Source organism: Legionella nigrisilvae, from assembly GCF_977063395.2.
This window is the reverse complement of record NZ_CDRUGZ020000019.1, coordinates 589553-616479: the sequence shown is the minus strand read 5'-3', so window position 1 is coordinate 616479 and position 26927 is coordinate 589553. Positions and strand designations below refer to the sequence as shown.

Genomic DNA, 26927 nt, shown 5'->3' with positions numbered 1-26927 from the left:
ATGCTACCTTTGTTGCCCTTGGCAAATTTTATCGGCTAAATAACCTATAGCTCCCGCATAATATATTGAATTATTATAGTGTAAAATCATCTTATAGTTGGGGAAGGTTAAGAAGGTGGGGCCGCCCAATGGCTGTACTATGCTGCCTTGCAGATTTTGATAAGGCAATGGCTCGCCATTTTCGGTACGTACACCCAGCGCACTCCATTCACTCACAGGCTTCACAATGGTTTTTCCTGCCATAGCCATATCGAATTTATGGGGTAATTTGACTTGGATAGCCCAAGGCTCCCCTGATTGCCATCCATTTTGCTTCATGTAATTTGCAATTGAAGCAAAGACATCAGGCTTACTTCTCCAGATATCCTTTCGTCCATCACCATCATAATCAACCGCATATTTCACCCAGCTTGAAGGTAAAAATTGGGGTTGGCCTGAAGCACCAGCCCACTCACCTTTGAAATCGGCTAAACTGACATGTCCTTCATCCAAGATATGCAAAGCAATAAATAATTCTCTACGGAAAAAATCTTTGCGATTGGAGTCATATGCTAAAGTGGCTAAAGCTTTCACTACAGGGAAATTACCCATGTAAGTACCATAACTGGTTTCCATTCCCCAAAATGAAACAATGAAACAAGGATTTACCCCGTATTTTTTGGCCACAGCCTCCAAGACTTCTTGATTCTTCTTGAATTCTTTACGTCCTATGGCAATTCTGTAACTATCAACGCGCGTGTTACGATATTTGATGAACGTAAGGCGATGTTCTGGTTGAGAACGTAAAAATCCTTTAATTTGATGGCTTGGCTCATGGATACCCGCAAACGCCTCATCAAACGTTTCTGATGAAATCCCCTGTTGCAAAGCTTCTGCTCTAACTCCAGCGACCCACTCATTCCAATTCTGTTGTGCGAAGGCAACATGATGTACCAGAACGTATGCGATTATCGCAAGTCCCCATTTTTTCATAGCCTTTCCCCCTGATTTTGTTACTTGATTGCCATCTCGATATTAAGATAGACCCTTTCTCATAAAAACATACAGCCTGGTTAAACCGCAAACCTCGAGCTTTTATCTATCTCAAAGCGCCACTGCCATTGGCTTAAAAATTACTGCCATCCCCGCGAACAGGGATCTAATTCTTGCACCAGCATGGTGACTGATTAGAAAACCTTCGCGGTACGACAAAAAAGCTAATCACGTTGGTGTACTGGACCTATGTCCGGGACACCAACATAAAAGGATTATACAGTGAGTATTAAAGTGCTTCCATAAATGCTGTTAAATCCGCCTTTTCTTGTTGTGTTAACTGTAATTGCAAGACCAGGTTAAAGAACTCTACGGTATCTGCCAACGTTAACAAACGACCGTCATGCAAATAGGGTGGAGAATCTTTTATTCCTCTTAAAGGAAATGTTTTTATAGGTCCATCACCCACTGCTTTCATGCCGTTAATCATTTGTGGTTGATAGAATCGCTCGGTCTGTAAATTATGCATGGTATTGTCAGTATAATAAGGAGGAGTATGACAACTAGAACATTTTCCTTTGCCAAAAAACACTTCTTGCCCACGTAACTCTGCTGGACTTGCTTTGGCAGGATCAAGCTTTCCTTCCCAAGTCAATTTAGGTGCGGGTGGAAAATCCAAAATTTCTTGGAATTCGGCCATGAAATGAACTTGGCTACCACGTTCCAGAATGTTAACACCCTTTTTAGTTGCAATAACAGGATCCCCATCGAAATAAGCTGCTCTTTGTTCAAATTCAGTGAAGTCCTCCACTGTTTTTAGCGCACGCTGAGATCCAAATAATCTTTGAATATTTAAACCCCGTAAGGTTGGAGTATTGATGCGATGACGAAATTCTTGCGGTCTTATATCACCGACCAAATGCGTTGCTTTATTCGTATGGCCGTTCGCATGACAATCAAAACAAGAGACCCCCCGGCTCGGTTTAACAGTCCGTCGGTCTTCGGTTTGGTTAAATTGTTGTTGCGGGAATGGGGTAACTAATAGGCGTAACCCTTCTAACTGTTTGGGGTTTAATAAACCATTGAACAATTCGAAATAATTCTCAATAGTGACTAATTTACCTTGAGAAACATCCCCAAGATCAGGTCGGGTAGTTAAAAAAATAGGAGCAGGAAAAGGAGGTAAAAAATGATCTGGAATATCAAAATCCAAGTCAAACCGAGTTAAATCACGGTCTTCTTGTTTTTTAATTTCATTAATCGCAAATTTAGGAAATAACATTCCCCCTTCTGGATGATTGGGATGAGGTAAGGGTAAGAAACCTTGTGGAAAAAGGTTTTGTTTCTTCACATCATCTGGACTCATTTTAGCTAATTGTTCCCAGGTCACGCCTGCAGGGAGTTTCACGCGAACCCCTTCTTGGATGGGTTTCCCATTGGACATTTTTGCCGTTTGAGAAGGATTATTACTCAAATCATAACGCTGTTTTAGCAGCTCTTGTTGTCGGTCATTAATGGCTTGCTTTTCACTACTCATGCGTTGCAAAACGCTTTGAAACGTCTCATGAATCACTACGGGTAAATAACTTGAAGGAACTGTTATATTCGCAGGAGTAGGTTGTGGTTTGGGGGTCTCAGCAAAAGCAAAAGAAACCATGCTTACTGTTAGAGCCATCACCCCTAAAGATTTTTTTAACACAGATAAGTCCGTTTAGATAAAAACAATTTTTTCATCATAAAGTACTTATAAATTCAGTGCAATAGAGACTAAATTCTGGAAATCTAACATAGGCCTAGGGCAGCAAAGCGGGGTTCTGGGTTTTAGGTGCGGCGAATTTCAGGTTCGCTTCGCTGGAAAGGGTATAAGCTCCATCGTGTAGATATGCTCGAACCTTAGGAACGTTAACTTGTTTTACTCACTACGTAAAGAAACTACAGGCTCCAACTTTGCTGCACGGCGTGCAGGATAAAAACCAAAGAAAATTCCAGTAGCTGCTGATACCAAAAAGCCTGCCGCAGGAGGCAAAAGATAGATTGAAAAATTCCAATCACTGAAATAGGCCAAAATACGGGTACAAATTAATCCTAAAATAACCCCTAGTATCCCTCCTAATAGAGAAAGCATCACCGATTCGACTAAAAATAAGGCTTGAATTTCACTATTTTTAGCTCCGACCGCTTTACGAATACCAATTTCTTTCCGCCGTTCACTCACAGAAACTAACATGACGTTCATTACCCCAATTCCACCCACCAAAAGCGAAATTCCTCCGATCACCGCCAGTAACAAGGTAAAAATTTGGCCCTGATTTTCCATGCTGGCAATAATTTGTTTGGCGCTACGTGAAAATACACTCAATTTAGGAGCAATTGAACCAATCGTTTGTTTTATTTCCTCAACCACCTCATCGATAGGACTATCGGGTTTCAATTCCAAGACCACATTATTTACTTTAGCCTCTTTGCTAATGAGGGCAATACCCCCCAAGGGAACTATTGCCGCCTGGTTGATGTCTTCATTGAAAAACCCATTTTCCTTCCAAGGTTTAGCGACACCAATGATTGTATATAAAGATTGTCCTATACGTAATTGCTTTCCAATGGGATCATCAAAGCTAATCTCTTTGATTTGGCGTGCCAAACCCGCACCAATGACGCAATAATGTTCATAAGATTCAACAAAAGAAACAAAATGGCCCGCAGCTAATTTAATATGAACAATTTTGGGTAAATGTTCATTGGCCCCGATGACCGCTCCTTGCATCATTTTTCCTTGAAAACTCAGGGGTTGATATGCAGTGCTATAGGGAGCCATATCAATAATATAAGGAATACGCTCAGCCATTTGTTCCCATTGCGCTGCACTGACTGATTCCATACTTCCCGAAGATTTGTCACTCGTTTTTGGATAAACCGCAATTGCTAATAAGTCTGTACCTAAAGACTTAAATTGAGCTAATGCTTTTTCGGTCGCCAATTGCCCACAACTTATTAAAGCCACAACCGCAGCAGTCCCTACTAAAATACCTAAAACGGCCAAAAAAGAACGCAACTTGGCGGCAGTCAAATTTACTAAAGCTTGTTGACAATGTCCGGAAAATTTCATGTACCAGTCTCCGCCATCACCATTCCATCCACCAAAGTGATTTTGCGCTGACACAATGCAGCGATCTGTTCATCATGAGTAATCATAATGATGCTACGTCCTTGTGCGTGCAAACTCAAAAATAAATTCATTACTTCATTACCGGTACGTGAATCGAGTGCACCTGTTGGTTCATCTGCCAAAATTACTTGCGGCTCAGTTACTAATGCACGAGCAATTGCAACCCGTTGTTGTTGTCCTCCGGATAATTGTGTGGGTCGGTGCTGTGCATATTGACGCATTCCTACTCGTTCCAGGGCGGCAAGTACCCTATCCTTAATTTCAACAGTCCCAACACCGCGATAAATCAATGGCAAGGCTACATTTTGCATGGCAGTAAATCTTGGTAATAAATTGAATTGTTGAAAAACAAAACCAATGTTTTGATTACGTAATTCTGCTGCTTCATCGTCAGTCAACGCAGCAACATTACGATTTTTCAATAGATAAGTCCCTTTGTCTGCTTTATCCAGGAGTCCTAGAATATTCATCAAAGTAGATTTACCTGAACCCGAAGCTCCTACAATAGCAAGTAAATCTCCCTCATAAACCGTCAGCGATACTTCTTTTAATATAGTGGTGCTGATTCCTTCGAGATGATAAGTCTTGACAATATCCGTAAGTTTCATAAGCGGTTGTTGGTTTTTTTTCTCCGGACCACGACGGGATGTCCTCGTGGAACTTAAGGGTCGCTCAAGAATACCTGTGTCCTCACTCATAAACCACCACATCACCCGCTTTTAAACCACTCTCAACAACTACTGTGTCTGCCTGTGCTGCTCCTGTGGTAATAACGCGTTTTTCAAGAGCGCCTGGCTTTGTTTGTAGACTAACAACGCTTTGTCCTTTTTCACGCTTTATTGCAGCAATCGGAATGATGAGCTGTTTGCCATTATCCACAGTTAATTCGATGGAGGCACTCATACCCACCTTGATCCATTTCTGTGCTTCAGGAGGTAACTTCTTCACCTCAACCACCGCGGTAAAAAAGGGTAATCCATTATTATTGGAGGCTTGGGCATTTACTGCAACCAATTGTCCTTTTAATTGGTATTTACCAAAAGCTACACCGCTCACTAAAGCATCCATACCTGCATGGATTTGGGTGATATCAATTTCTGGAACATCGATTTCAATACTGATACCTGATAAATCACCGATCAACCCAATGACCTGTCCCGACTTAACAGTCGAGCCTACTGTAGCACGTACGCTTTTATCTTCACCCGCTTTTGGTGGGTATAGTAGGACCCCATCTCGCGGGGATTTTAAACGAATCACATTATGATTAGAGGCTAAAATTTTTTTAATTTTATCAAAATCCGCCAAACTTAATGCCGATAAATTTCGGGGGTTATTTTCATCAAGCTTTTCCAACATTTCTGTCAGCTTACGAGTAGATTGCATCAAGGTAACTCGCCCTGTGTCCACATTGGATTTCTCGCTCATGTAATTATTTTTGGACAATAAACCCGCATCCCATAAATCCTGGGTCCCCACGAATTTGGCCTTCGCTATGGTATAGCTGTCTTTGGCTTTTAGGTATTCCGTTAAAGTGTCATTAAACTGCCTCTGCAACTCGGTGGAGTTTAGAGTTAAAATTACATCGCCTTTTTTTATTAATTGTCCATAATGGAAATTCATTGTTTCTACTACCGCTTCCATGGGACTGGCTATAGTATTTTCATGTAACGGCTGCACTGTTCCGGTAAAATGCAAAGTCTTATGCAAAGTTTGTTCTTCAACTTTATACTGATGTAATGCAACTTTTTTTTGCTCTTTATGATGCCCACATGAAGACACCAGCAACCCGATTAATAATAAAAAGATGACTTTTGATGTGTTTAAATACCTATTCATCCACCATACCTTAATTTAATTTGCCAATGATTCAGGGTTGTTCCCAAGATTCTTTGCAGGCTTGATATCTGATTTAGATATGCAATTTTTGCATTGATTAATCCAGATTGAGCCTGAATTAGCTGATTTTGAGTGTTGTTTACATCCAAGGCACTGGATATACCTGCTTGTTGTTTTTTCTTCTCCAATTCATAAGATTGCTCCGCTAACTTTACTTGCTTGAGAGCTAATTGATAACGTTTTGCCAAACTTCTTATATTATTAATGGTATTGGTTACATTCGTTATTAATGCTCGTTTGGTTGCAAGTAAATTTAACCGGTCTTTTTCCAAGCGCACTTTGGCATTAATTAATTGACTGCGACGGCTGATGTCATGCAAAGGAACGGTTAAGGTAACCCGGGCTGCCTCGGTAATGTTATTTCCATTATAAATTCCATTAAATCCCCCATTCACACCCGTCACATCATTTACAACCCCACTTTGTATATTTCCTGACAAATCCAACTGCCATAATTGTTGATTTTTCGCTACTTTATAAGCGCGTTCATCTGCGCGTAAGGTCATTTTTTGTGCTAAATAAACCGTATTATGATTCAACGCTTGCTCAATAGACTGCTGTAAATTAGGGACCGCAAGCTTATCTAAGGCAACGTCACTAGGAACGGATATATGCATTTCTGGATCCAAGCCAATAGTCTGCAGCAGATCTTGAGAGGAGTTTTCAAAATCGTTTTCCGCCTGCTCCACCATCAAACTTAAGGATTCAATTTGGTATGATTGCTGAATGTTACCCGTAGGCTCTAATTGTCCTGCCTTTATTTTTTTCTCATTAATTTCATACGATTTTTTGGCTTCTTTTAACTGCAAGCGCTGATTTTGTAAATTATTACCACTTAAAATAAGCATACGATAGGCCACAATAACTTGGGTAACTTGATCCGCAACCGATTGCTGCAAATTCAATTTGTTGAGCCATTCGTTGTCTTTAGCATCTAAAAGTGCCGCTTCATTTACTGCCTTTCCGAAACCACGTAACAAAGGCTGAGTCAAAGAAAAATTCAACACCGGATTATAATTGTTATTTTCATTGACGTTATTATTAATTGATAAATTAGCTTCGGTCCCTAGCTTTGTTTTCAAATTAAACTCAGGGCTGGCGAGGAGCGTTCGGGTGGTATCACTACCCACGCCATTAAACCTACTTCTTTGAATAACTCCAGAAGCACCCAAAGCGTATTGCAATTCAAATTGATTATGGGCCAAACGTAATTGGTAGCGTTGAACAATTCGATCCAATTCAGCATTTTGAATATTAGGGTTATATCGTAAAGCCAACAAAATTGCTTCTCTTAAACTCAAGTGATGGAGGCTTTTATTTCGTGATGCAGGAGAGGTGGGCAGTTCTATCCAGTTATGTAACATAAACTCAGGATTTTTAATCGCTTTTTGGAGCCGTTCCTCTGCTTGTTTAACGTGTGAATCCTCCACAGGGAGCGACCAAACACTAGTCGCAAACAGGCAACCCATTGAGAAGAAGGTTAATATTCTACTTAGCCTATGTCCTACGACGTAGGCGACGGGTTGGTGGGTCTTAATGAGGTGGAGAGATTCCTGAATGCTGCGGAAAAATCGCGGGACGTAGTATGGAATATTTTTTAGGCGCTCAAAAACATGCCATGACCTATGGGATAAATTTATGAAACGCAATTTTTTTAATAACATCATTTTTTGTTCCACACTGCAAATCGTTGCATATCCTGCAAACGCAATGCAGTTAATTGGCCACCCCACAGACATCCAGTATCTATTGCATGAATTTTAGGATGAGGACATTTCCCCATTAAAGCAGCCCAATGCCCAAAAATAATATCCACATCAATTTCTTTACGATGAGGCACTTCATACCAAGGATAAAGATTTACGGGCGCTTGAGCAATAGTTCCTTTATAACTCAACTCGAGTTTTCCTTGCGCATCACAAAAACGCATCCGGGTATAATAGTTGGTAATCACCCGCAGTCTGTCTATCCCTTTTAAATCATCAGACCACATATCCGGCTTATTACCATATAAAAGCGATAAAAATTCGCGGTACCCCTCCCCCGCAAGTACATCTTCTAGCTCTCGAGCAAATTGTATTGCTTGTGACAAATCCCATACAGGACAAATTCCAGCATGACACATCACCACATTAAACTCTGGTGAGTAATACAAAATGGATTGCTTCCTCAACCAATGACCTAGAACTTCTCCATCCTCAGCATATAATACTTCGTGCAAGGTATCATCATGCCCCTTCCAAGGCTTATCACTAAATAATGTAGCTAACAAATGTAAATCATGATTACCTAAAGTCACTATTGGCGTAATCGGTAAGGAATTAACGAAACGTAAAACCGATAAAGAATCAGGCCCACGATTCACCAAGTCACCAACGAACCATAACCGATCGGTTTTATCATCAAAATCGATTAATTCTAAAAGTCGCTGTAATGGCTCATAACAACCCTGCACATCACCAATTGCATAATCAGGCACCGTTTTTTGCTCCTGGCCTTAATGCACTCCCTTCGTTTTCAATCGCATGCCATTTTCCAGCGGCATCCAATTTTTGCAAGGAATTGGCCAATCCAATATTTTGTTGCTGGGTGAGCTGACTGCTAAATTGTGCTTTATGAATCAATTCGGTTGCGGACATGGATTCTACTTTTCCTGTAATCGGATTAACCACTTTTACGGATTCAGGCAGAGCGAGCGCATACTTAGAAAATACAACGCCACTCTCCATTTTACCTTTAATATCAAATCGGCTTAATACACCCCCATCAGCGGCTCGATTATGCAGGCTCAAAGATAAAAATCCATTTTGAGCCGCCTGCCAATTTTTATATTCCGGATGTTCGCGTACGAATAGTTGAAACATTTCCGCACACATCAACAAACCTCCAGGAACCATAAATAATGGAGCTTTATTAATCATAATCCGACCTGAGTCTAAGGACTTAATCATCCATTGAATAAACTCCATGCCTAGAGCCTGTTCTTTCTCTAATAAGGTTTCTGGCTGGCCACCAGAAAACGTACCCGCACGATAGCGCCCGCTTCCATAAGCAGCCGCAATACCTCGCGTCATAAATTCAAGTAAATAACGCTGAATCGCAATGGCTTCCGCTCGAATTAATATAGCCCCCAGGGTACCAGCAGAGCGTTCGTCCTCATTTAATAAAGCCAGCCATACTGCCAGAACTTCAGAATTAGAAGCGATCCAGGCAAAACCACTTCCTGGCATAATTGTTCTTGCCAATAATAGATTCAGACGACGCCGAAATTCAATTTCAGGCTCTTTTTCAAATTCATAAAAATAATAAATTCCCGTAGTGGTCATGCTTTCAAGTAAGGGATTCCATTCTTTTAAAAATTGGCCATTTGTGTCATAGAAACTAACGCGGTAATCAACAAATAACTTGCCTATGCCTTGAAGAAGTGCAGCTGAAAAAAGAGCATATTGCCAAAGCTTTTGCTCTTCGGATAATAATTCTGGCTGATCCTGTACCATAAACTCTTGAAAAAGGCTCAACGCCGCTTCCGTACGGTTCAGTGCATGATCCACTAAGCCACCTTGTTGCGAATAATAACTGTTCGCTGTCTCGGGTAAATTTTGGCAATAGTGAACAATGTTATCAATGAGAATGCCACATAAGCTATCATATCGTGCCGTTTCCAAAGCAGATAACATGCGTATTTTTTTTAATAAAATCTGTCTCCTATCCTCCGATAAAAGAAGATTTGCATTAACAATACGTGTTAAATCTTTTAAAGATTTACCTTGTGAAGATAAAGAACCTTTACGCTGACGCTGACGATGAAACAAAGCCATCTCCATAATAATTTAATAACTCCAAGTTGAAAAAATTATATCCATGATGATTAATTTTACACTAATTAGAAATAAATTTCGCTAGTTGCACATATTCCGAAATAGAAATCTGTTCTGGACGTTTATTTCCATCAACACCCAAAGTGCATAATTGCTCAGCCGTTATGATTCCTTTTAAGTTGTTATTCAACGTCTTACGACGCATGGAAAATGCACAAGCCACCAAACGTTCTAGCTGTGCCACGGATACTTCTTTAAAGGGGGAAGCGCGATGGGGCACAAGACGAACCACCGCGGAATCTACTTTAGGCTGCGGATCAAAAGATTCAGGGGGAACATCAAACAAATGCTCCACAGCACAATGATATTGCAACATTACCGTGAGTCGTCCATAAGCCTTATTACCGGGTTCTGCTGCCATCCGTTCTACTACTTCTTTTTGCAACATAAAATGCATGTCTTCTATAGATGAGGCAAACTGCAATAAATGAATGAGCAAAGGGGTGGAAATATTATACGGTAGATTACCTACCACGCGTAAGTGAGGACCAAATTGGCTGTAATCAAGAGTCAACGCATCTGCAGCAATGAGATGCAGTTTCCCTTGTGCAATAGGCAATTCCGAAAGATACTTTTGTAAATCGGTATCGATTTCCACAGCGGTTAAATGATTTAATCGGCGCAACAACGGCTCAGTTAAAGCACCAAGACCAGGACCAATTTCCAGTATATTATCTTCTGCTTGCGGATTAATAGCGCGTATAATGCCATCAATAATAGGTCGACTTTGTAGAAAATTCTGGCCAAAACGCTTACGTGGGCTATGCCTCACCATTAATCCCCATAAAGTAAAAGTCAATTATAACGTGCATCCTCAATAAAAAGTAGCCTCAAGAAAGAGAAGGAACCTCACGGTTTTCCACAACCAGGGATAGGATGCTTGAAAGCAAAGTGACAAATTTATATAGCATAAACTTCAAAATTTGGTGTAAAATTCGCCCACTATGAACAAGGCTGGAATCACAATGGCTTATAGAAAAATGTTAAAATCCAAAATCCATCGTGCGTGTGTCACTGAAGCCGATTTGGATTATGAGGGAAGCATCACTATTTCTCCAGAACTGCTCAAGGCAGCAAACATATTACCTTATGAAGCAGTCAATGTCTGGAATATCACCGCAGGTACACGATTTGAAACTTATGCAATTATGGGGAGACCAGGATCTACTGAAATTTGTGTTAATGGAGCAGCAGCCCATTTAGTAACTCCCGGTGATTTAATCATTATTGCTTCCTTTACTCAGGTATTAGAAGAAGAATGCGCTAGCCTGGTTCCTACGGTAGTTTTTGTCGATCAATTTAATCGTTTAAGAGAAATTCGACCCGAGAAAATTGGAATTAAAAACAAAGGAATAAAAGAGTTTGCTGAAGCTTAACAACGCTCTTCACAATCTGAGCAATGTGAAAAAAAATATCGATATTATTTCATAGCGATCCCATATGTTAAATCATCTTTTAGAACTACGACGTCGTGGGTTATATACGCTCTTTTGGTTTGGAGGCTTATTTTTTATTTTTTTCTTCCTTGCTAATGATTTATACCAAACTCTAGTTAACCCACTATTGCATGTACTTTCGACGCACGAAGGTTTAATTGCTACCCATATAACATCCCCTGTATTTACTCCACTTAAACTCGCTGCTGATGCGGCCATGTTACTTAGTGCCCCCTTTGCGTTATTTCAACTTTGGCGTTTTATCAGTCCTGGGCTTTATCAAAAAGAACAAACTACACTACGTATCTCCCTAATCTTTAGTCTTTTGCTATTCCTTGCTGGCGTCTTATTTTGCTTTTATCTGGTTTTACCATTCATGTTCCATTTTTTTGCACATGCTTTACCTAAAGGAGTGCGTTATATGCCTGATATGGCTTATGCTCTGGACTTTATCACCCGAATGCTAATGATTTTCGGATTTTGTTTTCAGGTACCATTACTTTGTTTTGTGTTCGTGCGCTTAAACATTATTGAAGTGATCACCTTAAAAAAAATCAGGCCTTACGTCATTGTTGGCGCTTTTATAGTAGGTATGCTCCTTACTCCCCCCGATGTTTTTTCTCAAATCATGCTTGCGGTACCCCTTTGCCTTCTTTATGAAATTGGAATCATTTTAGCGGTTTACTTTATTTAGCTCTTTTATGAATTATTTTAAACACAATAAGTTTTCTTAATAGACAAATACACTATATAATGCGCACCGATTTTAATCATTTAGATGTGAGCAAAAGAAATGATCAGTAAAGAAGATTTAATCCTACAGCATCAAAATAAACGAAAACAACTTGAAGAGCACAAAGAAAAAATCGTGCAGTTACAGCAACAAATAAATGAACAAAGAAAGGCTGTAGAAGCACTGAATCAAAAAAATAAGCTACTTATAGAACATGAGGTACCATCCGCTTTAACTATAGCGAAAACCTTTCCAAAAACATCAATACCATTAAATATAGAAAAGAAACAAGCAGTTTTGGACTATATTCAAGAATTGCTAACCACTCTAAAGGAAGAACAGCAAAGCAATCAAAAGCGACTTGAACATTCCAGGAAGTTAAACACGTTATTAAAACAAGTAAATGAACATCTTCACCAGGGTTATAATAAAAATTTCCTGGCCGAACTTACCAATAAATCTGGCATTACCAGTACCCAACATCCCAAAAACACAGGATTTGCCTTATTACTCGAACTACTTGAGGAAGATCCTAAAAAGTACACTTGGACTTGGGACAAAACAGATAGAGAAAACTTATCTAAAGTTGTTCCAAAAAAAATTGAACTATTTGCATTTCCTTTTGAAGTGGACGAACAAACGGAAAAAGAATTAGCCTCCGGTTTAGAAAAGTTAGAACAAATTAGAATAAACTTAGTTAAAAACCATGTGGATCGGGATGAAATTTCTGAGCAAATTGTTCTACTCGAAAAAGAGATAAACCAGATAGAAACAGAGAATGTGAAAGAACTGGCAGTACAAGTGGATTCATTGGAACAACAAATTAAAGACCTCGAACAACAAGAGCAAGAAAGAATAGAACAAGAGAAACAAAAACGTGAAGAAAAAGAGGGCGAACACCCACCAGAAGGTGAGAAAGAAAGGGTAGAACAAGAAAGACAAAAACAAGTTAAAGAAGAAGACGCGAATAGAAGAAAAAAGCAGAATCAAGAAAATCTAAATGCCAAAAAAGAGCGAGGAAAACTAGCCCTCAAACTTAAAAAAGAGCTCACCGCATATGTCAATGATCGAAACCAATATTATTATCCTAAGGATTTTTTTCTTCCTAGGGATAAAAAGACCCGTTATCAATTCATAGACAAAATTATTAATACACAGAATGGACTTCTAAAAAAATACGTCGATTCCGGAAATAGTAACGAGCTGCTCCATACGATTACCTCCCAAATTGATAAATTTAACGGCATCAAAATGCAAGCCACCCTTAACCGAATTGTGGTAAAGCTCATAGAAGCAGACTCAGGACCCATTGCCACAGAAGCGAGCTCTTTAACAGCAGCTCAAGTGCTGTCCTCCTTGAGGAAAAGAAAAGGCAAATTAAACGATTATGCTTTAAAAATGGAACACCTATACCAGGGTATAGAAGGTATGAAGGCTTATGCAGCAACCTTAGCTGCGGAGGAACAGAACATAATTAATCAGCTGGCTGATGCTCTTAAAAAAGATGTCGATCACTTTGTCTGTCAAAACCCTAACCAACTTCCAAAAAATGAAGCTTATGGAAAATTTAAAATGACTATTAAAGCAAGATTGCATAGTCAAGATGACCTTATGAGCGGCCATGTGGCATGGCCAGAAACCATACTCAACATATTGCTTAGCGTTATTACACTAGGGAAATTAATCTTTTCAAAAGCAAGAACAGGGCGAGCCTCTTTATTCTTTGATAAGACTGAAGATCAGAAAGAAATAGAAGCTCCAGTTGATGAAACCCTTGAGGATCTGGGGACATTTTTAGCAGGCGGCTAACAGAACACCTAAGAAATATTTACTTGGGTAATTATTTTAATCATCCCGGGACTCTCCTATGTAAATAGTTCCGGGTTAAATAACTCTTTATACTCACGGCGTTCAACTTGCAATTTAAATTCAGCGATTCTCTCCTTCTACGGCCTTAAGCTTCTTTTAGTTTTACCGATATAGAATACAAGACGCCCAACAAAGAGGCTTATATGAATAAAATTGCCCAATTCAATATTGGAGATTTAGTGATTCACAAAAACAGTCGCTATCGAGCAATTGTAGTGGATGTAGATCCTTTATTTCAGGCATCAGGACGCTACAATCCACAAGCACCTAAACGTGAATTTGCCACTCGAAACCCTTGGTATCGCTTATTAGTTGATGACAGCAGTCAAATTACCTACGTTGAAGAGTGTATGCTGATCGCAGATACAAGCAAAATGCCAATTAATAATCCCCATATTGGATATTATTTAAAAGAACAGGAAGGACGGTATAAGAACGCCAATCCTCCTCATTAGTACCACAATCCGTCATCCCGAATGGAGTTAGGGAACTCCAGTCGATGGTACTGATTATACATTTGCAAAACTCAGGCCTCCTCGTCATAAATTCCCCCTGGAAATGACGTGCGATAGTTTGCACTTTGCTGGAAAGTTTTAGGTATTTCTTAAAATTAAAACTAAAAGCGCTATAAAACCAATTAAAACAAGCGCCAAAACCCCCATGGTATAAAAACTTTTATTTAAATTTTCCTTGCTAAATTGTTCAGGCCTTCCTTTTATTGTACGGTACAAAATAAAAACAATCATTCCTGCGCCAATAAGCCCCAGAATTTGATATAAAGTCTCCATAAAACTCTTCCTTATTTTGCTTCAAAACTAAATGCATCTGAAAATAAATAGCTAGGTGAAACACCACTATTTACTAATGCATCACGCGTACTATACACCATATCAAACGGACCGCTAATGACGATTTGCCATTCGCCAAGATCATGCGGATGATTTGCTAATACCAGAGAGACCAGAGGCACCGCATTGTCTTCTGAGACTGAAGAAACATAGGTAAAACGACTAACATGTGCCTGCCAACTCGTTACTTTCTCATCCATATATAAATCATTTTGCAAGCGGGCACCCCAAAATAACTCAAAGGGTCGAGTATCGGGAGTGGACAATAACTGCTCGATCATGGCTTTAACTGGGGCAAAACCAGTACCACCGGCGATAAATAATATAGGCCGTTGTGGATGCAAATGTTCAATAGAACACTCCCCAAAAGGTAACCGAATAGTTACTGAACCATGCTGCTTTATATGCGCAAATAGGCGCTGGTTATAAGGATTTTCCAAACTATGACGAATATGAAGTTCATATTTATGGGATCCTAGGGGTGCATTAGCAATGGAATAACTAAACGCTTCCTCCCCAAAAAGGATCTGTAGATATTGACCCGCTTGGTAGGCTATATACTGTTCAGGTGCTAAAATCAACCGCATGATGCTGTCCGTCAGCGGGGATATATCCTCTACAAGAGCTTTAATTGTTTTTACCTTCATTCATCTAACCCCAGTGAAGACCAATATCCATTCACCTTTTTCAAAATTTCTTCATCCATCACAATCGGCTCGCCCCATTCTCTTTGTGTTTCGCCTGGCCATTTATTGGTGGCATCCAGTCCTATTTTAGAACCCAAACCGGAAACAGGCGAAGCAAAATCCAAATAATCAATTGGCGTATTTTCCATCATCACGGTATCTCGTGCCGGATCCATTCGTGTAGTCATTGCCCAAATCACATCGTGCCAGTTGCGTGCATCAATATCATCATCACAGACAATTACAAATTTGGTATACATAAATTGTCTTAAAAAGGACCACACCGCCATCATAATCCGCTTCGCATGCCCAGGATACTGTTTCTTCATTGTGACTACAGCCAAACGATAAGAACACCCTTCTGGCGGCAAATAGAAATCTACGATCTCTGGGAATTGTTTTTGTAACAAAGGGATAAATACTTCATTTAAGGCAACCCCTAAAATCGCTGGCTCATCCGGGGGCCGACCCGTATAGGTACTATGATAAATGGGATTATCTCGATGAGTAATACGTTCGACAGTAAACACAGGAAAAGATTGGACTTCATTATAATACCCTGTGTGATCTCCGTAGGGTCCTTCGGGAGCTTCCACTCCAGGCTCTAAATAGCCTTCTAAAACAATTTCCGCACTCGCGGGAACATGGAGATCATTCCCAATACACCGTGTTAACCGAGTACGTTGACCTCGCAACAAACCAGCAAAAGCATACTCAGACAAAGTGTCAGGTACTGGAGTCACTGCTGCAAGTATCGTTGCCGGATCTGCCCCTAAAGTTACGGAAACCGGAAAACGTTCTCCCGGATAAACCTGTTGCCATGCCTGGTAGTCCAATGCTCCTCCACGATGAGATAACCAACGCATGATCAATTGATTCTTATTCAATAATTGTTGTCGATAAATCCCCATGTTTTCACGTGTTTGATGAGGTCCCTTGGTAGTTACAAGGCCCCACGTTATCAGGGGCGCTGCGTCTTTAGGCCAGCATGTTTGAATAGGTAACGAAGTAAGATCTACTTCATCTTTTTCCCACACATGGGTTTGACATTCTGCACCGCTTACATATTTTGGTGCCATGTTTAATGCCTGTTTTAACAATGGAAGTTTATTAAACGCATCTTTGAATCCTTTGGGAGGATCAGGCTCTTTTAAAGCAGCCAATAATTTGCCTACTTCCCTTAATGCACTAATACTGTCTTCTCCCATTCCCATCGCTACACGCTCAACAGTACCAAATAAATTGGTTAAAACTGGCATTTGATGGTTGGGAAGATTAGTAAAAAGAAGGGCTGGGCCGCCAGAACGTAGAACACGATCACTGACTGCAGTCATTTCAAGATTTGGCGATACAGGGTAGGTTATGCGCTTTAATAAATTACGTGATTCCAATTGTGCAATAAAATCTCTTAGATCAGAGTATTTCATTAATTATCCCCTTTAACCTCGTTGCATTTAATGCTAAGTAAATTGGTCATCCCATACTGGTGCACTGCCAATAAGTTGATGAGAAGAATCGTTACCGCGAAGGCAGGAATCTATTTCTAGCGAGACACAGGGTCACTTTAAGATTGATTCCCGTTTCGAAATGACAAAACCCTAAAGGCAATACCACGTATACGGGAAACCAACTCTAATGAAAACCAAAACTAATTCAGGGATGGATTCCCGCATACGCGGGAATGACGAAGTTCTTTAACCTAATGCTCGAGAGTCATCGCTTACTCCGGTAGCATTGAAGGCGTTTAAAACTTAAATTACTCTTGACGTTTCATTGCATCAAAAAATTCAGCATTGGTTTTGTGATTTTTCATGCGCTCGATCAAGAACTCAATTGCATCACATTCATCCATCGACTGCAGAATTTTACGCAATATCCAGGTACGTTGAAGATCTTCTGGGCTTAATAATAGATCTTCACGACGTGTGCCTGAACGATTAATATTAATTGCAGGGAACACTCGACGTTCCGCAATATTACGACTCAAGTGAATTTCCATGTTACCGGTTCCCTTGAATTCTTCGTAAATCACTTCATCCATTTTTGAACCTGTGTCCACCAGAGCCGTAGCAATAATAGTCAGGCTACCACCCTCTTCTATATTTCGTGCAGCACCATAGAGACGCTTTGGTCTTTGCAATGCATTCGCATCGACCCCACCAGTTAATACCTTACCAGAAGAAGGAATCACCGTGTTGTATGCGCGAGCTAAACGAGTAATTGAGTCAAGTAAAATAACCACGTCACGTTTGTGTTCAACTAAGCGTTTGGCTTTTTCAATCACCATTTCAGCAACTTGAACATGGCGGTTAGCGGGCTCATCAAAGGTACTGGCAACTACCTCACCTTTAACAGAACGTTGCATTTCAGTTACTTCTTCTGGACGCTCATCAATCAGCAACACAATGAGGTAACATTCTGGATAATTCTTTTCTATAGAACGTGCAATATTTTGCAACATTAATGTTTTACCCGCTTTAGGTGGGGAAACAATCAAGCCACGTTGTCCTCGACCAAAAGGTGCGCATAAATCAACTACTCGCGCGGTCAAATCTTCGGTGCTGCCATTTCCTTGCTCCATCACCAAGCGCTCTGTAGCAAACAGAGGGGTAAGGTTTTCAAATAAAATTTTTCTTTTGGCACTATCCGGGGAATCATAGTTGATTTCATCAACTTTCAACAAAGCAAAATAACGTTCACTGTCTTTGGGAGGACGAATTTTACCGGAAATAGTATCGCCAGAACGCAAACCGAAACGTCTGATTTGGCTAGGTGATACATAAATGTCATCAGGGCCTGCCAAATAAGAACCATCGGCAGAACGCAAGAAACCGAAACCATCCGTCAGGACTTCTAAAACACCATCACCATGGATGTCTTCACCCTTTAAGGCATGAGCTTTAAGAATCGCAAAAATAATTTCTTGTTTGCGCATACGGGAAGGGTTTTCGACACCAATCTCTTGTGCGATGTTAAAAAGATCGGCAATAGGCAATTGCTTAAGTTCACTAAGATTCATACTTCTCACTTGATTTGTTGATTAATCGAATTGGGTATCCGGGAAAAATATTATTAAGAATAGCAGCTAAGGATTCTGCTGCCTATGTGATATATTCAAATTATACCACATATTGCAGACAGGCTATCACAGCTTTAGTAAAAGATACAACATTTTTTATATAGAAAATAAAAATTAAACGTGGCTTTCAACAAAAGCACTTAATTGAGATTTTGAAAGCAAACCCATTTTAACCGCTTCAACTTGACCATTTTTAAATAAAATCAAGGTAGGAATACTCATCACACCAAACTTTGCAGGAGTTTGAGGATGTTCATCAATATTAATTTTCGCAAAAGTTACTTGCTCACCATGAGTAGCAGCTACTTCTTCCAATATAGGGGTCAGTGCACGGCATGGTCCACACCACTCAGCCCAAAAATCAACTAATACAGGCTTATTTGCCTGGATTACATCCTGTTCGAAGCTTGCATCTGTTATCGTTTTAATAAGATCACTCATGTTCAACCTCTGTTGTTTAAAATTCGTTAATTGCCAACCTTTACTGCAACGGTATGGGCATAGTTTGATTGAAAAATTTTCTGAATGATTCCCATCATCTTAACTACAGTCAAAAGATTTGTCATTCAACCCGCACCACTTATATTTTTCACGATTTTTGTTGCAGGAAAAACTGGTCCACACGTTCTATTATAGATCACCACCTACGGCTTGCAACACACTTAATGCAGTAATCGCCGCGGTTTCCGTACGTAAAATTCTTGGGCCTAAGGATAAAGGCTGAAACCCATGCTTACAAGCAAATTGAACTTCATCCTCACTTAGCCCACCTTCAGGACCAATAAGCAAATCAACTACCGATGAGCTAATCGCATAATCGCGCCACTTTTTATTTTCACCTGGATCTAAGATAAACCTTAATTCTGCTTGCGCCGCATGCATATAATCCTCTAGGGACATCGGGGTATGTACTTGGGGAACCGTATTACGTCCAGATTGTTCACAGGCAGCAATGACAATCGCCTGCCACTGGTGCAGTTTTTTTGCCATGCGTTCTTTGTCTAGTTTGACGACACAACGCTTCGTAATAATAGGAGTAATGCTCGCCACACCCAATTCCACCGCTTTTTGCATTACAAACTCCATACGCTCACCTTTGGAGATGGCTTGTGCTAAGTGAATAGCTAAGGGCGATTCTCGGCTTATATGGGTACTCGAACCAATACGTACAATAACTTGTTTTTTCTTAACTGATTCTATAGTTGCAGAAAATTCGTGATCATCCCCACAAAATAAAGTAAGCGACTCGCCAGGTTGCATGCGCAAAACAACCCCAACATGCTGACTGGCTTCTGGAGATAATTCTAAAAGCTGATCTGGATGATAGGTTCCAGATTGATAAATACGTACTGCTCTCATGTGTTTTGTTCTCTTACGTAGCTTAGATAGTGCTTTGATGCATCCAGGCCCCGTACCTTTACTTGCCAATACTATAACAAAAATTACTTATTTTAGCCCTATGTGATAGAATTTTTTATTTTATTTAACGCATTAAGGAAATTAAAAAACCATGAGCAAAACACGTATAGAATCGGACAGCATGGGTGAGATTGCTGTTCCTGCCAATAAATATTGGGGAGCACAGACTGAGCGATCATTACATCATTTTAATATAGGCAAGGATATTATGCCGCGCGAAGTTACCCATGCCTTTGGGATCTTGAAAAAAGCTGCCGCATTAACCAACTTAGATTTGGGGAAATTACCCAAAGATAAAGCGGACTTAATTATTCAAGCTGCCGATGAAGTCAGCAAAGGGATGTTAGACGACCATTTTCCTTTGCATGTGTGGCAAACAGGAAGCGGTACTCAATCCAATATGAATGCCAATGAGGTAATCTCAAATCGTGCTATTGAATTGGCAGGTGGTACCATGGGAAGTAAATCACCAGTGCATCCTAACGATCATGTGAACATGTCTCAATCTTCAAATGATACATTTCCCACTGCCATGCATATTGCGGCAGCCATTGCTTTCAATAAAAAATTAATCCCCGCCGTTAAAAACTTACGTGATGCTTTCGCCGTCAAAATGGCTGCCTTTAAAGATATAGTCAAAATAGGCCGAACTCATTTACAAGATGCTGTTCCTATCACTTTAGGTCAAGAATTTTCAGGTTATGTTGCTCAACTTGATGCCTGCCTCCATCGCCTTGAAGGGGTATTGCCCGAATTATATGAACTGGCTGCCGGTGGAACTGCGGTAGGAACGGGGTTAAATACCCATCCTCAATTTGCAACCAAAGTAGCACAACATATTGCGCAAATAACCCAATTACCCTTTGTTAGCGCAGAAAATAAATTTGCCGCTTTAGCATCCCATGAACCTTTGGTAAATGCCCATGGAGCAATGAAAACCTTAGCTTGCGCTTTAATGAAAATTGCAAATGACATTCGATGGTTAGCGTCTGGTCCACGTTGTGGTATTGGTGAGTTAATTATTCCAGAAAACGAACCTGGATCGTCCATTATGCCAGGGAAAGTCAATCCTACTCAATGTGAAGCAATGACTATGGTTTGTGCGCAAGTTCTGGGAAATGATACAACGGTGGGCATAGCCGACAGTCAGGGTAATTTTGAACTGAATGTATTTAAACCGGTGATCATCTTTAATGTACTTCATTCGCTTAATTTGCTTGCTGATACTTGCCATTCATTCCAAGAGTTTTGTGCAGAAGGGATTGAAGCCAATCGCAAGGTGATTGACTATTACTTACATCACTCCTTAATGCTCGTCACAGCGCTTAATCAACACATAGGCTATGATAAAGCAGCTAAAATTGCTAAAACTGCGCATCATGACAATTGCTCCTTACAAGAAGCAGCAGTCAAGCTTGGGATTTTAACGGCAGAACGTTTTGCGGAATTAGTCAGACCAGAAAAAATGATTGCCCCTGAATAATTATTTTAAATAATCGCTTGAAAAAACAATGTGAATCTATTACATAGTTGCTCTGCTAATTTTGGGTATGTCTGTTATGTATATAATAGGCATGCTCTTTTAAATCATTAGCGTATTCGAAGCAAAAATGAATTTGCTTCTTAAAATACAAGGATGATTATTAAAATTTATAGGAAAATAAGGTTCAAGTATGAAAGAAAAAAGAATTATTCCTTCTGTTCAAAATGTAACGCAGGATCATAAAAACGCAAGAACATCTCATCAAGGCCTTGAAAAAGCGAGTAAGAAAAAAATGAGTTTCTTTGGAAATTATGCTTCGCGACAATTTGTACGAGATGAAATGATTAAAGATGGACTGAATTTAATGGAATTACAGAGAGAACTGGAACAGGAGTGTATAGCCAGAGATGAGGAGTCCGTGGGCTATAACTTCAATTAGGGAATTGCTTTCCCGCTTAATAGCGGGAAAGTTAGATGCGCAACATTATTGTATTACAGGTATTTGTGGTGCAGCATTACGTTTAGGACCTGGGGTTGCTTTTTGCGTAGGATCTTTTGATGCATAGGTCTTTTGTGCCTTAGGCTTATTCCCTGCTTGTTGCTTGTTTTGAGTATTCATTTGTTCATAGCCTTGTGTATTCATATGCTCAGAACGCTGCATATCCATGCATGCACATAATCCCAAAGATAAAGCGATACCAAAACACCACTTAAGTGACTTTAAATGAAACATATTTTGCTCCCTGCTTTTGTTGTTTGAAAAATAAATATAAATTAAAAAAGTTAAAATCACCACCTAAATCCAACAAGAAATTTTTTTTTTTGCATAAAAACCATATAATCAAAATCAAACCACTCTCAATAAAGGACTAAATATGATCTATAGCAACATACTCGCCACCATCGGACACACTCCTGTAGTAAAAATTAATCGTTTAGGTCGTGATCTAAATTGCAAACTGTATGCAAAATGCGAGTTTTTCAATCCAGGCGGCTCTGTTAAAGATCGTATTGGGTATGAAATGATTGTTCATGCGGAACGCGATGGTCGTATTAAACCAGGTGACACGCTCATCGAACCAACTTCTGGAAACACAGGAATAGGCATTGCGTTGGCAGGCGCTGTATTCGGTTACAAAGTCATCATTACCATGCCCGAAAAAATGAGTCAGGAAAAACAATCTGTACTTGAGCGCTTGGGGGCAACGATTTATCGCACCCCAACCGAAGCAGCATATGACGATCCTGAAAGCCATATTTCTTTAGCGAAACGATTGCAAGCAGAAATTCCTAATTCTCATATCCTCGATCAGTACGCAAATCCCAATAATCCTAATGCCCATTATAAGGGTACTGCTCAAGAGATTATTGATGATTTTGGCAAAGATCTACATATGATTGTTGCCGGGGTAGGCACTGGCGGAACAATTACGGGCATTGCCAGACGTCTTAAAGAATATAACCCAGAGATCAAGATTATTGGTGTCGATCCAGAAGGTTCGATCCTTGGTGGCGGCACTGAAATTAAATCCTATGCCGTGGAAGGGATAGGTTATGACTTCTTCCCAGAAGTTTTAGATAATAGTTTGATTGATAAATACATTAAAACGAATGATCTGGATTCATTCCGAACTGCAAGAGATTTAATCCGAGAAGAGGGTTTACTGGTAGGAGGCTCTTCAGGCGCAGCAATGTGGGCGGCTCTGCACGCTGCAAAATCATTAAGCAAGGATCAAAAATGCTTGGTTATTTTGCCCGACTCCATTCGGAATTACATGTCAAAATTTCCCAATGATGAATGGATGAAAGAGCACGGATTTCTGTAATTGCAGACCTAGAAGCAGAAGAGGGAATTTAGGTATTAACCAGATTCTGCTTCGATAGCCTAAATAAAGATTATCTCAATGAAATAGCAGATTGATTTTCTATTTGATCAAATAAACTATCGGGCTCAACCTGTTTTGTGCTAATCCAGCTTGATAAAGCATTTGCTAGAAGCTCAATCATTTGTTGTTCTCGTTCTTGGGGAATACCAGCAATAACGGGTTTTCTATTTGCATGTTCAAGAGCAGACGAGATTGTATTATTCATTTGAGCAGGTAAAAAAGTAATATAGAGTCTCACTAATTGTTCGCGGTTTAATTCACCTGCAACAACCATGCTTAAAATAGTCTTACGCCATTGCTCATAAGACTGCAACAGCTGTTTATTATCTTCCGCAATTAGCCCAATAATATCGCTTAAAGTTTCTCCCTGCTCTTTGGTATGTTCAATAGGTTTGGGAGCATTAATGGCTAACTGACCAACATAGGCAAAATCTGCTTTATGTTTTACGGCAGGGAAATGCTGATCCCCTTGCACTTGGATTACTAAATTAATTTTATTAGAACCTGTTTCTCCCTCATACACCTCTCTTTTTCTCAGTTCCTTTCCAAGTTCTTTAAAAGATAGCGTTATACTAATTTCCAGCGCCTGGGCTAAGGCTTTTAAAGCACTGGATGGGAGTTCGACCTCTGGATTACGCAAATAGCTTTTGGGTGTGTCAGCACTTAATCCATTAAATACTTCACGATACATTAATGGATTAGTATAGATCTCATCTACTGCAAGCTGACGTAATACGTAAGCCATGCAGTCCACTAATTCTGACTTACGAGAAGTATTGAGTAACATACTCATACGTTCTGGAAGTGTTAAATAAGGTTGGTTATTTATATATTTGGGGAAATGAAGATAAAAGCGCTCCAAGATTTTTTTCAAAGTTGCATCGTTACCCCGTTGGGAAACGCTTTGTAACGAATCAATCATTGCTACAGCAACAGCATGGAATTGTTCATTACCAACGTTGATAAAATTGTATTCTGCGCGTGGCTTAGCTTCCTGATGTACATAAGCTCGATTACTAAAAAAACCAGCCATAATGCCTCTCCTACCCCTCAATATAACTTCATTCTAATGAATCAAAATTAAGGAAATATTAACTATAAACATCGTAAGACATAATTTACAGTAACTCCCGTTTTTAGAAACAAAAACTATTAAACAAAAATAATACTTAACATTATTATTCTATACTACATGCAGAAATTTTACTCGATTATAATGCAATAAGATAGACTTTATGTTTTGTGATCAGATGAAGTGGATAAGAAAAAAACTTTTTAAGATCCAAATAGTCAACACCAACCTTCTCTAAAGCGAATAAACTAGCGTAAAAAACTTACGAAACCAATTAGCTTCTTCGATACTTTTAATTCGGAAAACAGGTAGCGTCTCAACAAGCGAATAAGATATACTGATTAGTGTCTTATTTTTCAAGGTCCCAGAGAAACAGCTATAATTAGCTTCCTATTTGAAAAGGAATTTACTCTTGAGACATTCTATACTTTATTTTGTTTGCTTGCTCATTATATTCTTAACCTTGCTGCTTCATTTAAGGTACAAACATAAACAAGCCAGTATAAACCGATGGCAAAAATCTTTAAACCTGCTAGAACACGCCCAAGTATTTCGCCAAATTTACACAGATGCTAACGGCTTTCTCCTTTCTCAGGATGCTCGCCAGAAGCATGATGCAATGGAATATGCTTATGGAGAAATTGAGTTTTTATCATTTATCGCGCTCTTATCATTAACCAACCCAGATGAGAACACAGTATTCTATGACTTGGGCTCGGGAATAGGGAAAGCGGTTTTGGCCTGCAGCATGGTTTTCCCCATCCGCAAAAGCGTGGGAATCGAATTATTTCCTGAGCTCTACTTAGATGCATGCAGACGAGTCAAGCAATTGGCAGCATTGAAGCACTATACCGACCAAGCTAAAAGGATTCAGTTTATTCTAGGTGATTTTCTAGAAGCGAATCTAAACGAGGCAACCCTTGTTTTTATTAATTCTACTGCTTTTTTTGGTCCCACATGGGAAAACCTCTGTGCTAAGCTGGATCAGCTATCGCAGCTGAAAACAATAATTACAACTAGTAAAACATTGTCCTGCATTCATTTTACTGTAACCGCCCATACCAAAGTTGAAATGAGCTGGGGTGTGGTTTTCGCCTATATTCATACACGAAAAACAACTTTAGACTAACTGTCTTGAAAACATTGAATAATTTTTTTCCCAGTCTATACTTATAAAACAAGGGACCATTGTCAGCACCTAATCTGTATTGGTAGCAGACTTTGAAACACGCGACAACACGAGGTGGGTATGATCAAATCGGAACTCATTGAACACATCGCTGCTCGAATGACGCATCTTACTGAAAAGCAAGTGGCTGATGGCATTAATAGAATATTGGAATTAATGAGTGAAGCACTCATTAAAAATCAAAGAATAGAAATCCGGGGATTTGGAAGTTTTTCTCTTCATTATAGACCTCCTCGTAATGCCCATAATCCCAAAACAGGTGAAAAAGTAGTGACTAAAGCAAAATACAGTCCGCACTTTAAACCGGGAAAAGAATTACGTGAACGCGTTGATGCATCGCGTGATAAATACAAACTACCCGATGAAGACTGAGGGTAGTTTGTTGTAAAGCTTGAAATAGTCTGAGCACCGCTCTTGGAATTTCGTATCTAAAACCAAGAAGGATGTCCCATTCATTTCGTCATTCCCCGGACGCGGGAGTCAATTCTTATCAGCACTATGTCTCGCAAAGGTTCCCGCCTTCGCGGGAACGTAAGCTCTTTGTTCGTTTAATGGAGATAGTTTGCCAATTCTTCGGACTATTAAATTTTATTGTTTATTCAAGATTACGTGCGAGGTAAAGTAACGCCGGTTTGGCCCTGATATTTTCCACCGCGATCACGATACGAAACCGCACAAACTTCCGAGGCCTCCAGAAATAGCATTTGCGCCACACCCTCATGTGCATAAATTTTAGCGGGCAAGGTAGTTGTATTTGAAAACTCCAGAGTTACATGGCCTTCCCACTCTGGCTCTAAAGGGGTAACATTCACAATAATCCCACAACGTGCATAAGTAGATTTACCCAAACAAATAGTTAGGATATTTCGTGGAATGCGAAAATACTCTACTGTTCTCGCTAATGCAAAGGAGTTCGGTGGAATAATACAAACATCAGATTGCACATCAACAAAGCTGTTTTCATCAAAAGCTTTAGGATCGACAATAGCGGAATTTATATTAGTAAAAATTTTAAATTCATTCGCACAACGGACGTCGTATCCATAACTGGATACCCCGTAGGAAATAATGCGGCCATTGTTATTTTCACGCACTTGTCCGGGTTGAAATGGAGAGATCATTCCATGTTCAAGGGCCATTTTTTCTATCCATCTATCTGATTTAATCGACACAATAAAACCTCATGAATTCTTCAAAAGAAGTGTTCTATCATAAAAGTCAGATAAACGAAAGATTGTATTGATCTTGCGCCAAAATGATTGATGACTATCTCTTACCAAAAATCGTTTATACTTATCATATGAGTTGCATA

Annotated in this window: 27 protein-coding genes; 9 read left to right on the top strand and 18 right to left on the bottom strand. The window is 39.7% G+C overall.

Translation table 11 applies throughout. The features are described 5' to 3' along the window. Positions 1-3 precede the first annotated feature (3 nt). From ACWTE2_RS07790 to rsmA, 9 genes are all read right to left on the bottom strand, one after another. Positions 4-972, bottom strand: a complete 969-nt coding sequence (locus ACWTE2_RS07790; protein ID WP_454784884.1) for a lytic murein transglycosylase — start codon at positions 970-972, stop codon at positions 4-6. 289 nt (positions 973-1261) lie between these two features. After that, positions 1262-2671, bottom strand: coding sequence for a cytochrome B6 (locus ACWTE2_RS07785; RefSeq protein WP_454784883.1), 1410 nt, complete (start codon positions 2669-2671; stop codon positions 1262-1264). Between the two features lie 213 nt (positions 2672-2884). After that, complete coding sequence (locus ACWTE2_RS07780) at positions 2885-4078, bottom strand: ABC transporter permease (protein WP_182392192.1); 1194 nt, start codon at positions 4076-4078, stop codon at positions 2885-2887. Beyond that, positions 4075-4746, bottom strand: a complete 672-nt coding sequence (locus ACWTE2_RS07775) for an ABC transporter ATP-binding protein (RefSeq protein ID WP_182393568.1) — start codon at positions 4744-4746, stop codon at positions 4075-4077. Before ACWTE2_RS07775 ends, ACWTE2_RS07780 begins: the two co-directional genes overlap by 4 nt. A gap of 82 nt (positions 4747-4828) precedes the next feature. Next, positions 4829-5977 carry an efflux RND transporter periplasmic adaptor subunit gene (locus ACWTE2_RS07770; RefSeq protein WP_454784882.1) on the bottom strand — a complete coding sequence of 383 codons (1149 nt, stop codon included), beginning with the start codon at positions 5975-5977 and terminating at the stop codon, positions 4829-4831. Continuing rightward, on the bottom strand, positions 5974-7506 hold the full coding sequence (locus ACWTE2_RS07765) for a TolC family protein (RefSeq protein ID WP_454785026.1): 1533 nt from the start codon (positions 7504-7506) through the stop codon (positions 5974-5976). The genes ACWTE2_RS07770 and ACWTE2_RS07765 overlap by 4 nt, the downstream gene beginning before the upstream one ends. Positions 7507-7700: 194 nt before the next feature. Continuing rightward, positions 7701-8516 (bottom strand): symmetrical bis(5'-nucleosyl)-tetraphosphatase, encoded by an 816-nt coding sequence (locus ACWTE2_RS07760; RefSeq protein WP_454784881.1) that lies wholly within the window; start codon positions 8514-8516, stop codon positions 7701-7703. Next, the gene (locus tag ACWTE2_RS07755; protein WP_454784880.1) at positions 8509-9861 is read right to left on the bottom strand and encodes a conjugal transfer nickase/helicase domain-containing protein; all 1353 of its coding nucleotides are present in this window, start codon (positions 9859-9861) and stop codon (positions 8509-8511) included. The genes ACWTE2_RS07760 and ACWTE2_RS07755 overlap by 8 nt, the downstream gene beginning before the upstream one ends. A 55-nt stretch (positions 9862-9916) precedes the next feature. Continuing rightward, positions 9917-10687, bottom strand: a complete 771-nt coding sequence (gene rsmA, locus ACWTE2_RS07750; RefSeq protein WP_454785025.1) for a 16S rRNA (adenine(1518)-N(6)/adenine(1519)-N(6))-dimethyltransferase RsmA — start codon at positions 10685-10687, stop codon at positions 9917-9919. Between the two features lie 193 nt (positions 10688-10880). Between rsmA and panD the strand changes: the two genes are divergently transcribed. From panD to hspQ, 4 genes are all read left to right on the top strand, one after another. Beyond that, positions 10881-11291 (top strand): aspartate 1-decarboxylase, encoded by a 411-nt coding sequence (gene panD, locus ACWTE2_RS07745; RefSeq protein ID WP_454784879.1) that lies wholly within the window; start codon positions 10881-10883, stop codon positions 11289-11291. Positions 11292-11355: 64 nt separating this feature from the next. Then, positions 11356-12045, top strand: a complete 690-nt coding sequence (tatC, locus tag ACWTE2_RS07740) for a twin-arginine translocase subunit TatC (RefSeq protein WP_454784878.1) — start codon at positions 11356-11358, stop codon at positions 12043-12045. Between the two features lie 99 nt (positions 12046-12144). Further along, the gene (locus ACWTE2_RS07735; protein WP_454784877.1) at positions 12145-13893 is read left to right on the top strand and encodes a hypothetical protein; all 1749 of its coding nucleotides are present in this window, start codon (positions 12145-12147) and stop codon (positions 13891-13893) included. A 203-nt stretch (positions 13894-14096) separates the two neighbouring features. Continuing rightward, a complete protein-coding gene (gene hspQ, locus ACWTE2_RS07730; RefSeq protein WP_454784876.1) occupies positions 14097-14408 on the top strand; it encodes a heat shock protein HspQ in 312 nt (103 codons plus the stop codon). Between the two features lie 138 nt (positions 14409-14546). Here hspQ and ACWTE2_RS07725 read toward each other — a convergent pair whose 3' ends face one another. From ACWTE2_RS07725 to ACWTE2_RS07700, 6 genes are all read right to left on the bottom strand, one after another. Further along, positions 14547-14741 carry a hypothetical protein gene (locus ACWTE2_RS07725; RefSeq protein WP_182392184.1) on the bottom strand — a complete coding sequence of 65 codons (195 nt, stop codon included), beginning with the start codon at positions 14739-14741 and terminating at the stop codon, positions 14547-14549. Positions 14742-14752: 11 nt separating this feature from the next. Next, entirely contained in the window at positions 14753-15448 is a 696-nt protein-coding gene (locus ACWTE2_RS07720; RefSeq protein WP_454784875.1) for an NAD(P)H-flavin reductase, read from the bottom strand. Further along, positions 15445-16914, bottom strand: a complete 1470-nt coding sequence (ubiD, locus tag ACWTE2_RS07715) for a 4-hydroxy-3-polyprenylbenzoate decarboxylase (protein WP_454784874.1) — start codon at positions 16912-16914, stop codon at positions 15445-15447. Before ubiD ends, ACWTE2_RS07720 begins: the two co-directional genes overlap by 4 nt. Positions 16915-17243: 329 nt before the next feature. Beyond that, entirely contained in the window at positions 17244-18506 is a 1263-nt protein-coding gene (rho, locus tag ACWTE2_RS07710; RefSeq protein WP_182392181.1) for a transcription termination factor Rho, read from the bottom strand. A 174-nt stretch (positions 18507-18680) separates the two neighbouring features. Then, on the bottom strand, positions 18681-19007 hold the full coding sequence (gene trxA / locus ACWTE2_RS07705; protein ID WP_182392180.1) for a thioredoxin: 327 nt from the start codon (positions 19005-19007) through the stop codon (positions 18681-18683). 189 nt (positions 19008-19196) lie between these two features. Continuing rightward, positions 19197-19925, bottom strand: coding sequence for a 16S rRNA (uracil(1498)-N(3))-methyltransferase (locus ACWTE2_RS07700; protein WP_454784873.1), 729 nt, complete (start codon positions 19923-19925; stop codon positions 19197-19199). Positions 19926-20076: 151 nt separating this feature from the next. On the opposite strand from ACWTE2_RS07700, the gene fumC reads away from it, so the two are divergent. Both fumC and ACWTE2_RS07690 read left to right on the top strand, forming a co-directional pair. Next, entirely contained in the window at positions 20077-21468 is a 1392-nt protein-coding gene (fumC, locus tag ACWTE2_RS07695) for a class II fumarate hydratase (protein ID WP_454784872.1), read from the top strand. Between the two features lie 190 nt (positions 21469-21658). Further along, a complete protein-coding gene (locus ACWTE2_RS07690) occupies positions 21659-21907 on the top strand; it encodes a hypothetical protein (protein WP_454784871.1) in 249 nt (82 codons plus the stop codon). A gap of 45 nt (positions 21908-21952) precedes the next feature. Here ACWTE2_RS07690 and ACWTE2_RS07685 read toward each other — a convergent pair whose 3' ends face one another. After that, the gene (locus ACWTE2_RS07685) at positions 21953-22201 is read right to left on the bottom strand and encodes a hypothetical protein (RefSeq protein WP_182392176.1); all 249 of its coding nucleotides are present in this window, start codon (positions 22199-22201) and stop codon (positions 21953-21955) included. Between the two features lie 142 nt (positions 22202-22343). Between ACWTE2_RS07685 and ACWTE2_RS07680 the strand changes: the two genes are divergently transcribed. Then, entirely contained in the window at positions 22344-23294 is a 951-nt protein-coding gene (locus ACWTE2_RS07680; RefSeq protein WP_454784870.1) for a pyridoxal-phosphate dependent enzyme, read from the top strand. A 70-nt stretch (positions 23295-23364) separates the two neighbouring features. Here ACWTE2_RS07680 and ACWTE2_RS07675 read toward each other — a convergent pair whose 3' ends face one another. Next, positions 23365-24387, bottom strand: coding sequence for an OTU domain-containing protein (locus ACWTE2_RS07675; RefSeq protein ID WP_454784869.1), 1023 nt, complete (start codon positions 24385-24387; stop codon positions 23365-23367). Positions 24388-24838: 451 nt separating this feature from the next. Between ACWTE2_RS07675 and ACWTE2_RS07670 the strand changes: the two genes are divergently transcribed. After that, positions 24839-25555 (top strand): class I SAM-dependent methyltransferase, encoded by a 717-nt coding sequence (locus ACWTE2_RS07670; protein WP_454784868.1) that lies wholly within the window; start codon positions 24839-24841, stop codon positions 25553-25555. A gap of 120 nt (positions 25556-25675) precedes the next feature. After that, positions 25676-25987 carry an integration host factor subunit beta gene (locus ACWTE2_RS07665; protein ID WP_182392173.1) on the top strand — a complete coding sequence of 104 codons (312 nt, stop codon included), beginning with the start codon at positions 25676-25678 and terminating at the stop codon, positions 25985-25987. Between the two features lie 233 nt (positions 25988-26220). Here ACWTE2_RS07665 and dcd read toward each other — a convergent pair whose 3' ends face one another. Continuing rightward, entirely contained in the window at positions 26221-26787 is a 567-nt protein-coding gene (gene dcd / locus ACWTE2_RS07660) for a dCTP deaminase (RefSeq protein ID WP_182392172.1), read from the bottom strand. Positions 26788-26927: the final 140 nt, after the last annotated feature.

Bases quoted from the DNA above. Each gene is read 5' to 3' on its own strand.
- ACWTE2_RS07725 (WP_182392184.1), bottom strand. From the start codon at position 14,741: ATGGAGACTTTATATCAAATTCTGGGGCTTATTGGCGCAGGAATGATT.
- trxA (WP_182392180.1), bottom strand. From the start codon at position 19,007: ATGAGTGATCTTATTAAAACGATAACAGATGCAAGCTTCGAACAGGAT.
- fumC (WP_454784872.1), top strand. From the start codon at position 20,077: ATGAGCAAAACACGTATAGAATCGGACAGCATGGGTGAGATTGCTGTT.
- rho (WP_182392181.1), bottom strand. From the start codon at position 18,506: ATGAATCTTAGTGAACTTAAGCAATTGCCTATTGCCGATCTTTTTAAC.
- ACWTE2_RS07690 (WP_454784871.1), top strand. From the start codon at position 21,659: ATGAAAGAAAAAAGAATTATTCCTTCTGTTCAAAATGTAACGCAGGAT.
- ACWTE2_RS07755 (WP_454784880.1), bottom strand. From the start codon at position 9,861: ATGGAGATGGCTTTGTTTCATCGTCAGCGTCAGCGTAAAGGTTCTTTA.
- ACWTE2_RS07685 (WP_182392176.1), bottom strand. From the start codon at position 22,201: ATGTTTCATTTAAAGTCACTTAAGTGGTGTTTTGGTATCGCTTTATCT.
- ACWTE2_RS07770 (WP_454784882.1), bottom strand. From the start codon at position 5,977: ATGAATAGGTATTTAAACACATCAAAAGTCATCTTTTTATTATTAATC.
- ACWTE2_RS07765 (WP_454785026.1), bottom strand. From the start codon at position 7,506: ATGGGTTGCCTGTTTGCGACTAGTGTTTGGTCGCTCCCTGTGGAGGAT.
- ACWTE2_RS07735 (WP_454784877.1), top strand. From the start codon at position 12,145: ATGATCAGTAAAGAAGATTTAATCCTACAGCATCAAAATAAACGAAAA.
- ACWTE2_RS07665 (WP_182392173.1), top strand. From the start codon at position 25,676: ATGATCAAATCGGAACTCATTGAACACATCGCTGCTCGAATGACGCAT.
- ACWTE2_RS07780 (WP_182392192.1), bottom strand. From the start codon at position 4,078: ATGAAATTTTCCGGACATTGTCAACAAGCTTTAGTAAATTTGACTGCC.
- ACWTE2_RS07790 (WP_454784884.1), bottom strand. From the start codon at position 972: ATGAAAAAATGGGGACTTGCGATAATCGCATACGTTCTGGTACATCAT.
- hspQ (WP_454784876.1), top strand. From the start codon at position 14,097: ATGAATAAAATTGCCCAATTCAATATTGGAGATTTAGTGATTCACAAA.
- panD (WP_454784879.1), top strand. From the start codon at position 10,881: ATGGCTTATAGAAAAATGTTAAAATCCAAAATCCATCGTGCGTGTGTC.
- ubiD (WP_454784874.1), bottom strand. From the start codon at position 16,914: ATGAAATACTCTGATCTAAGAGATTTTATTGCACAATTGGAATCACGT.
- tatC (WP_454784878.1), top strand. From the start codon at position 11,356: ATGTTAAATCATCTTTTAGAACTACGACGTCGTGGGTTATATACGCTC.
- ACWTE2_RS07775 (WP_182393568.1), bottom strand. From the start codon at position 4,746: ATGAAACTTACGGATATTGTCAAGACTTATCATCTCGAAGGAATCAGC.
- ACWTE2_RS07675 (WP_454784869.1), bottom strand. From the start codon at position 24,387: ATGGCTGGTTTTTTTAGTAATCGAGCTTATGTACATCAGGAAGCTAAG.
- ACWTE2_RS07700 (WP_454784873.1), bottom strand. From the start codon at position 19,925: ATGAGAGCAGTACGTATTTATCAATCTGGAACCTATCATCCAGATCAG.
- ACWTE2_RS07680 (WP_454784870.1), top strand. From the start codon at position 22,344: ATGATCTATAGCAACATACTCGCCACCATCGGACACACTCCTGTAGTA.
- ACWTE2_RS07720 (WP_454784875.1), bottom strand. From the start codon at position 15,448: ATGAAGGTAAAAACAATTAAAGCTCTTGTAGAGGATATATCCCCGCTG.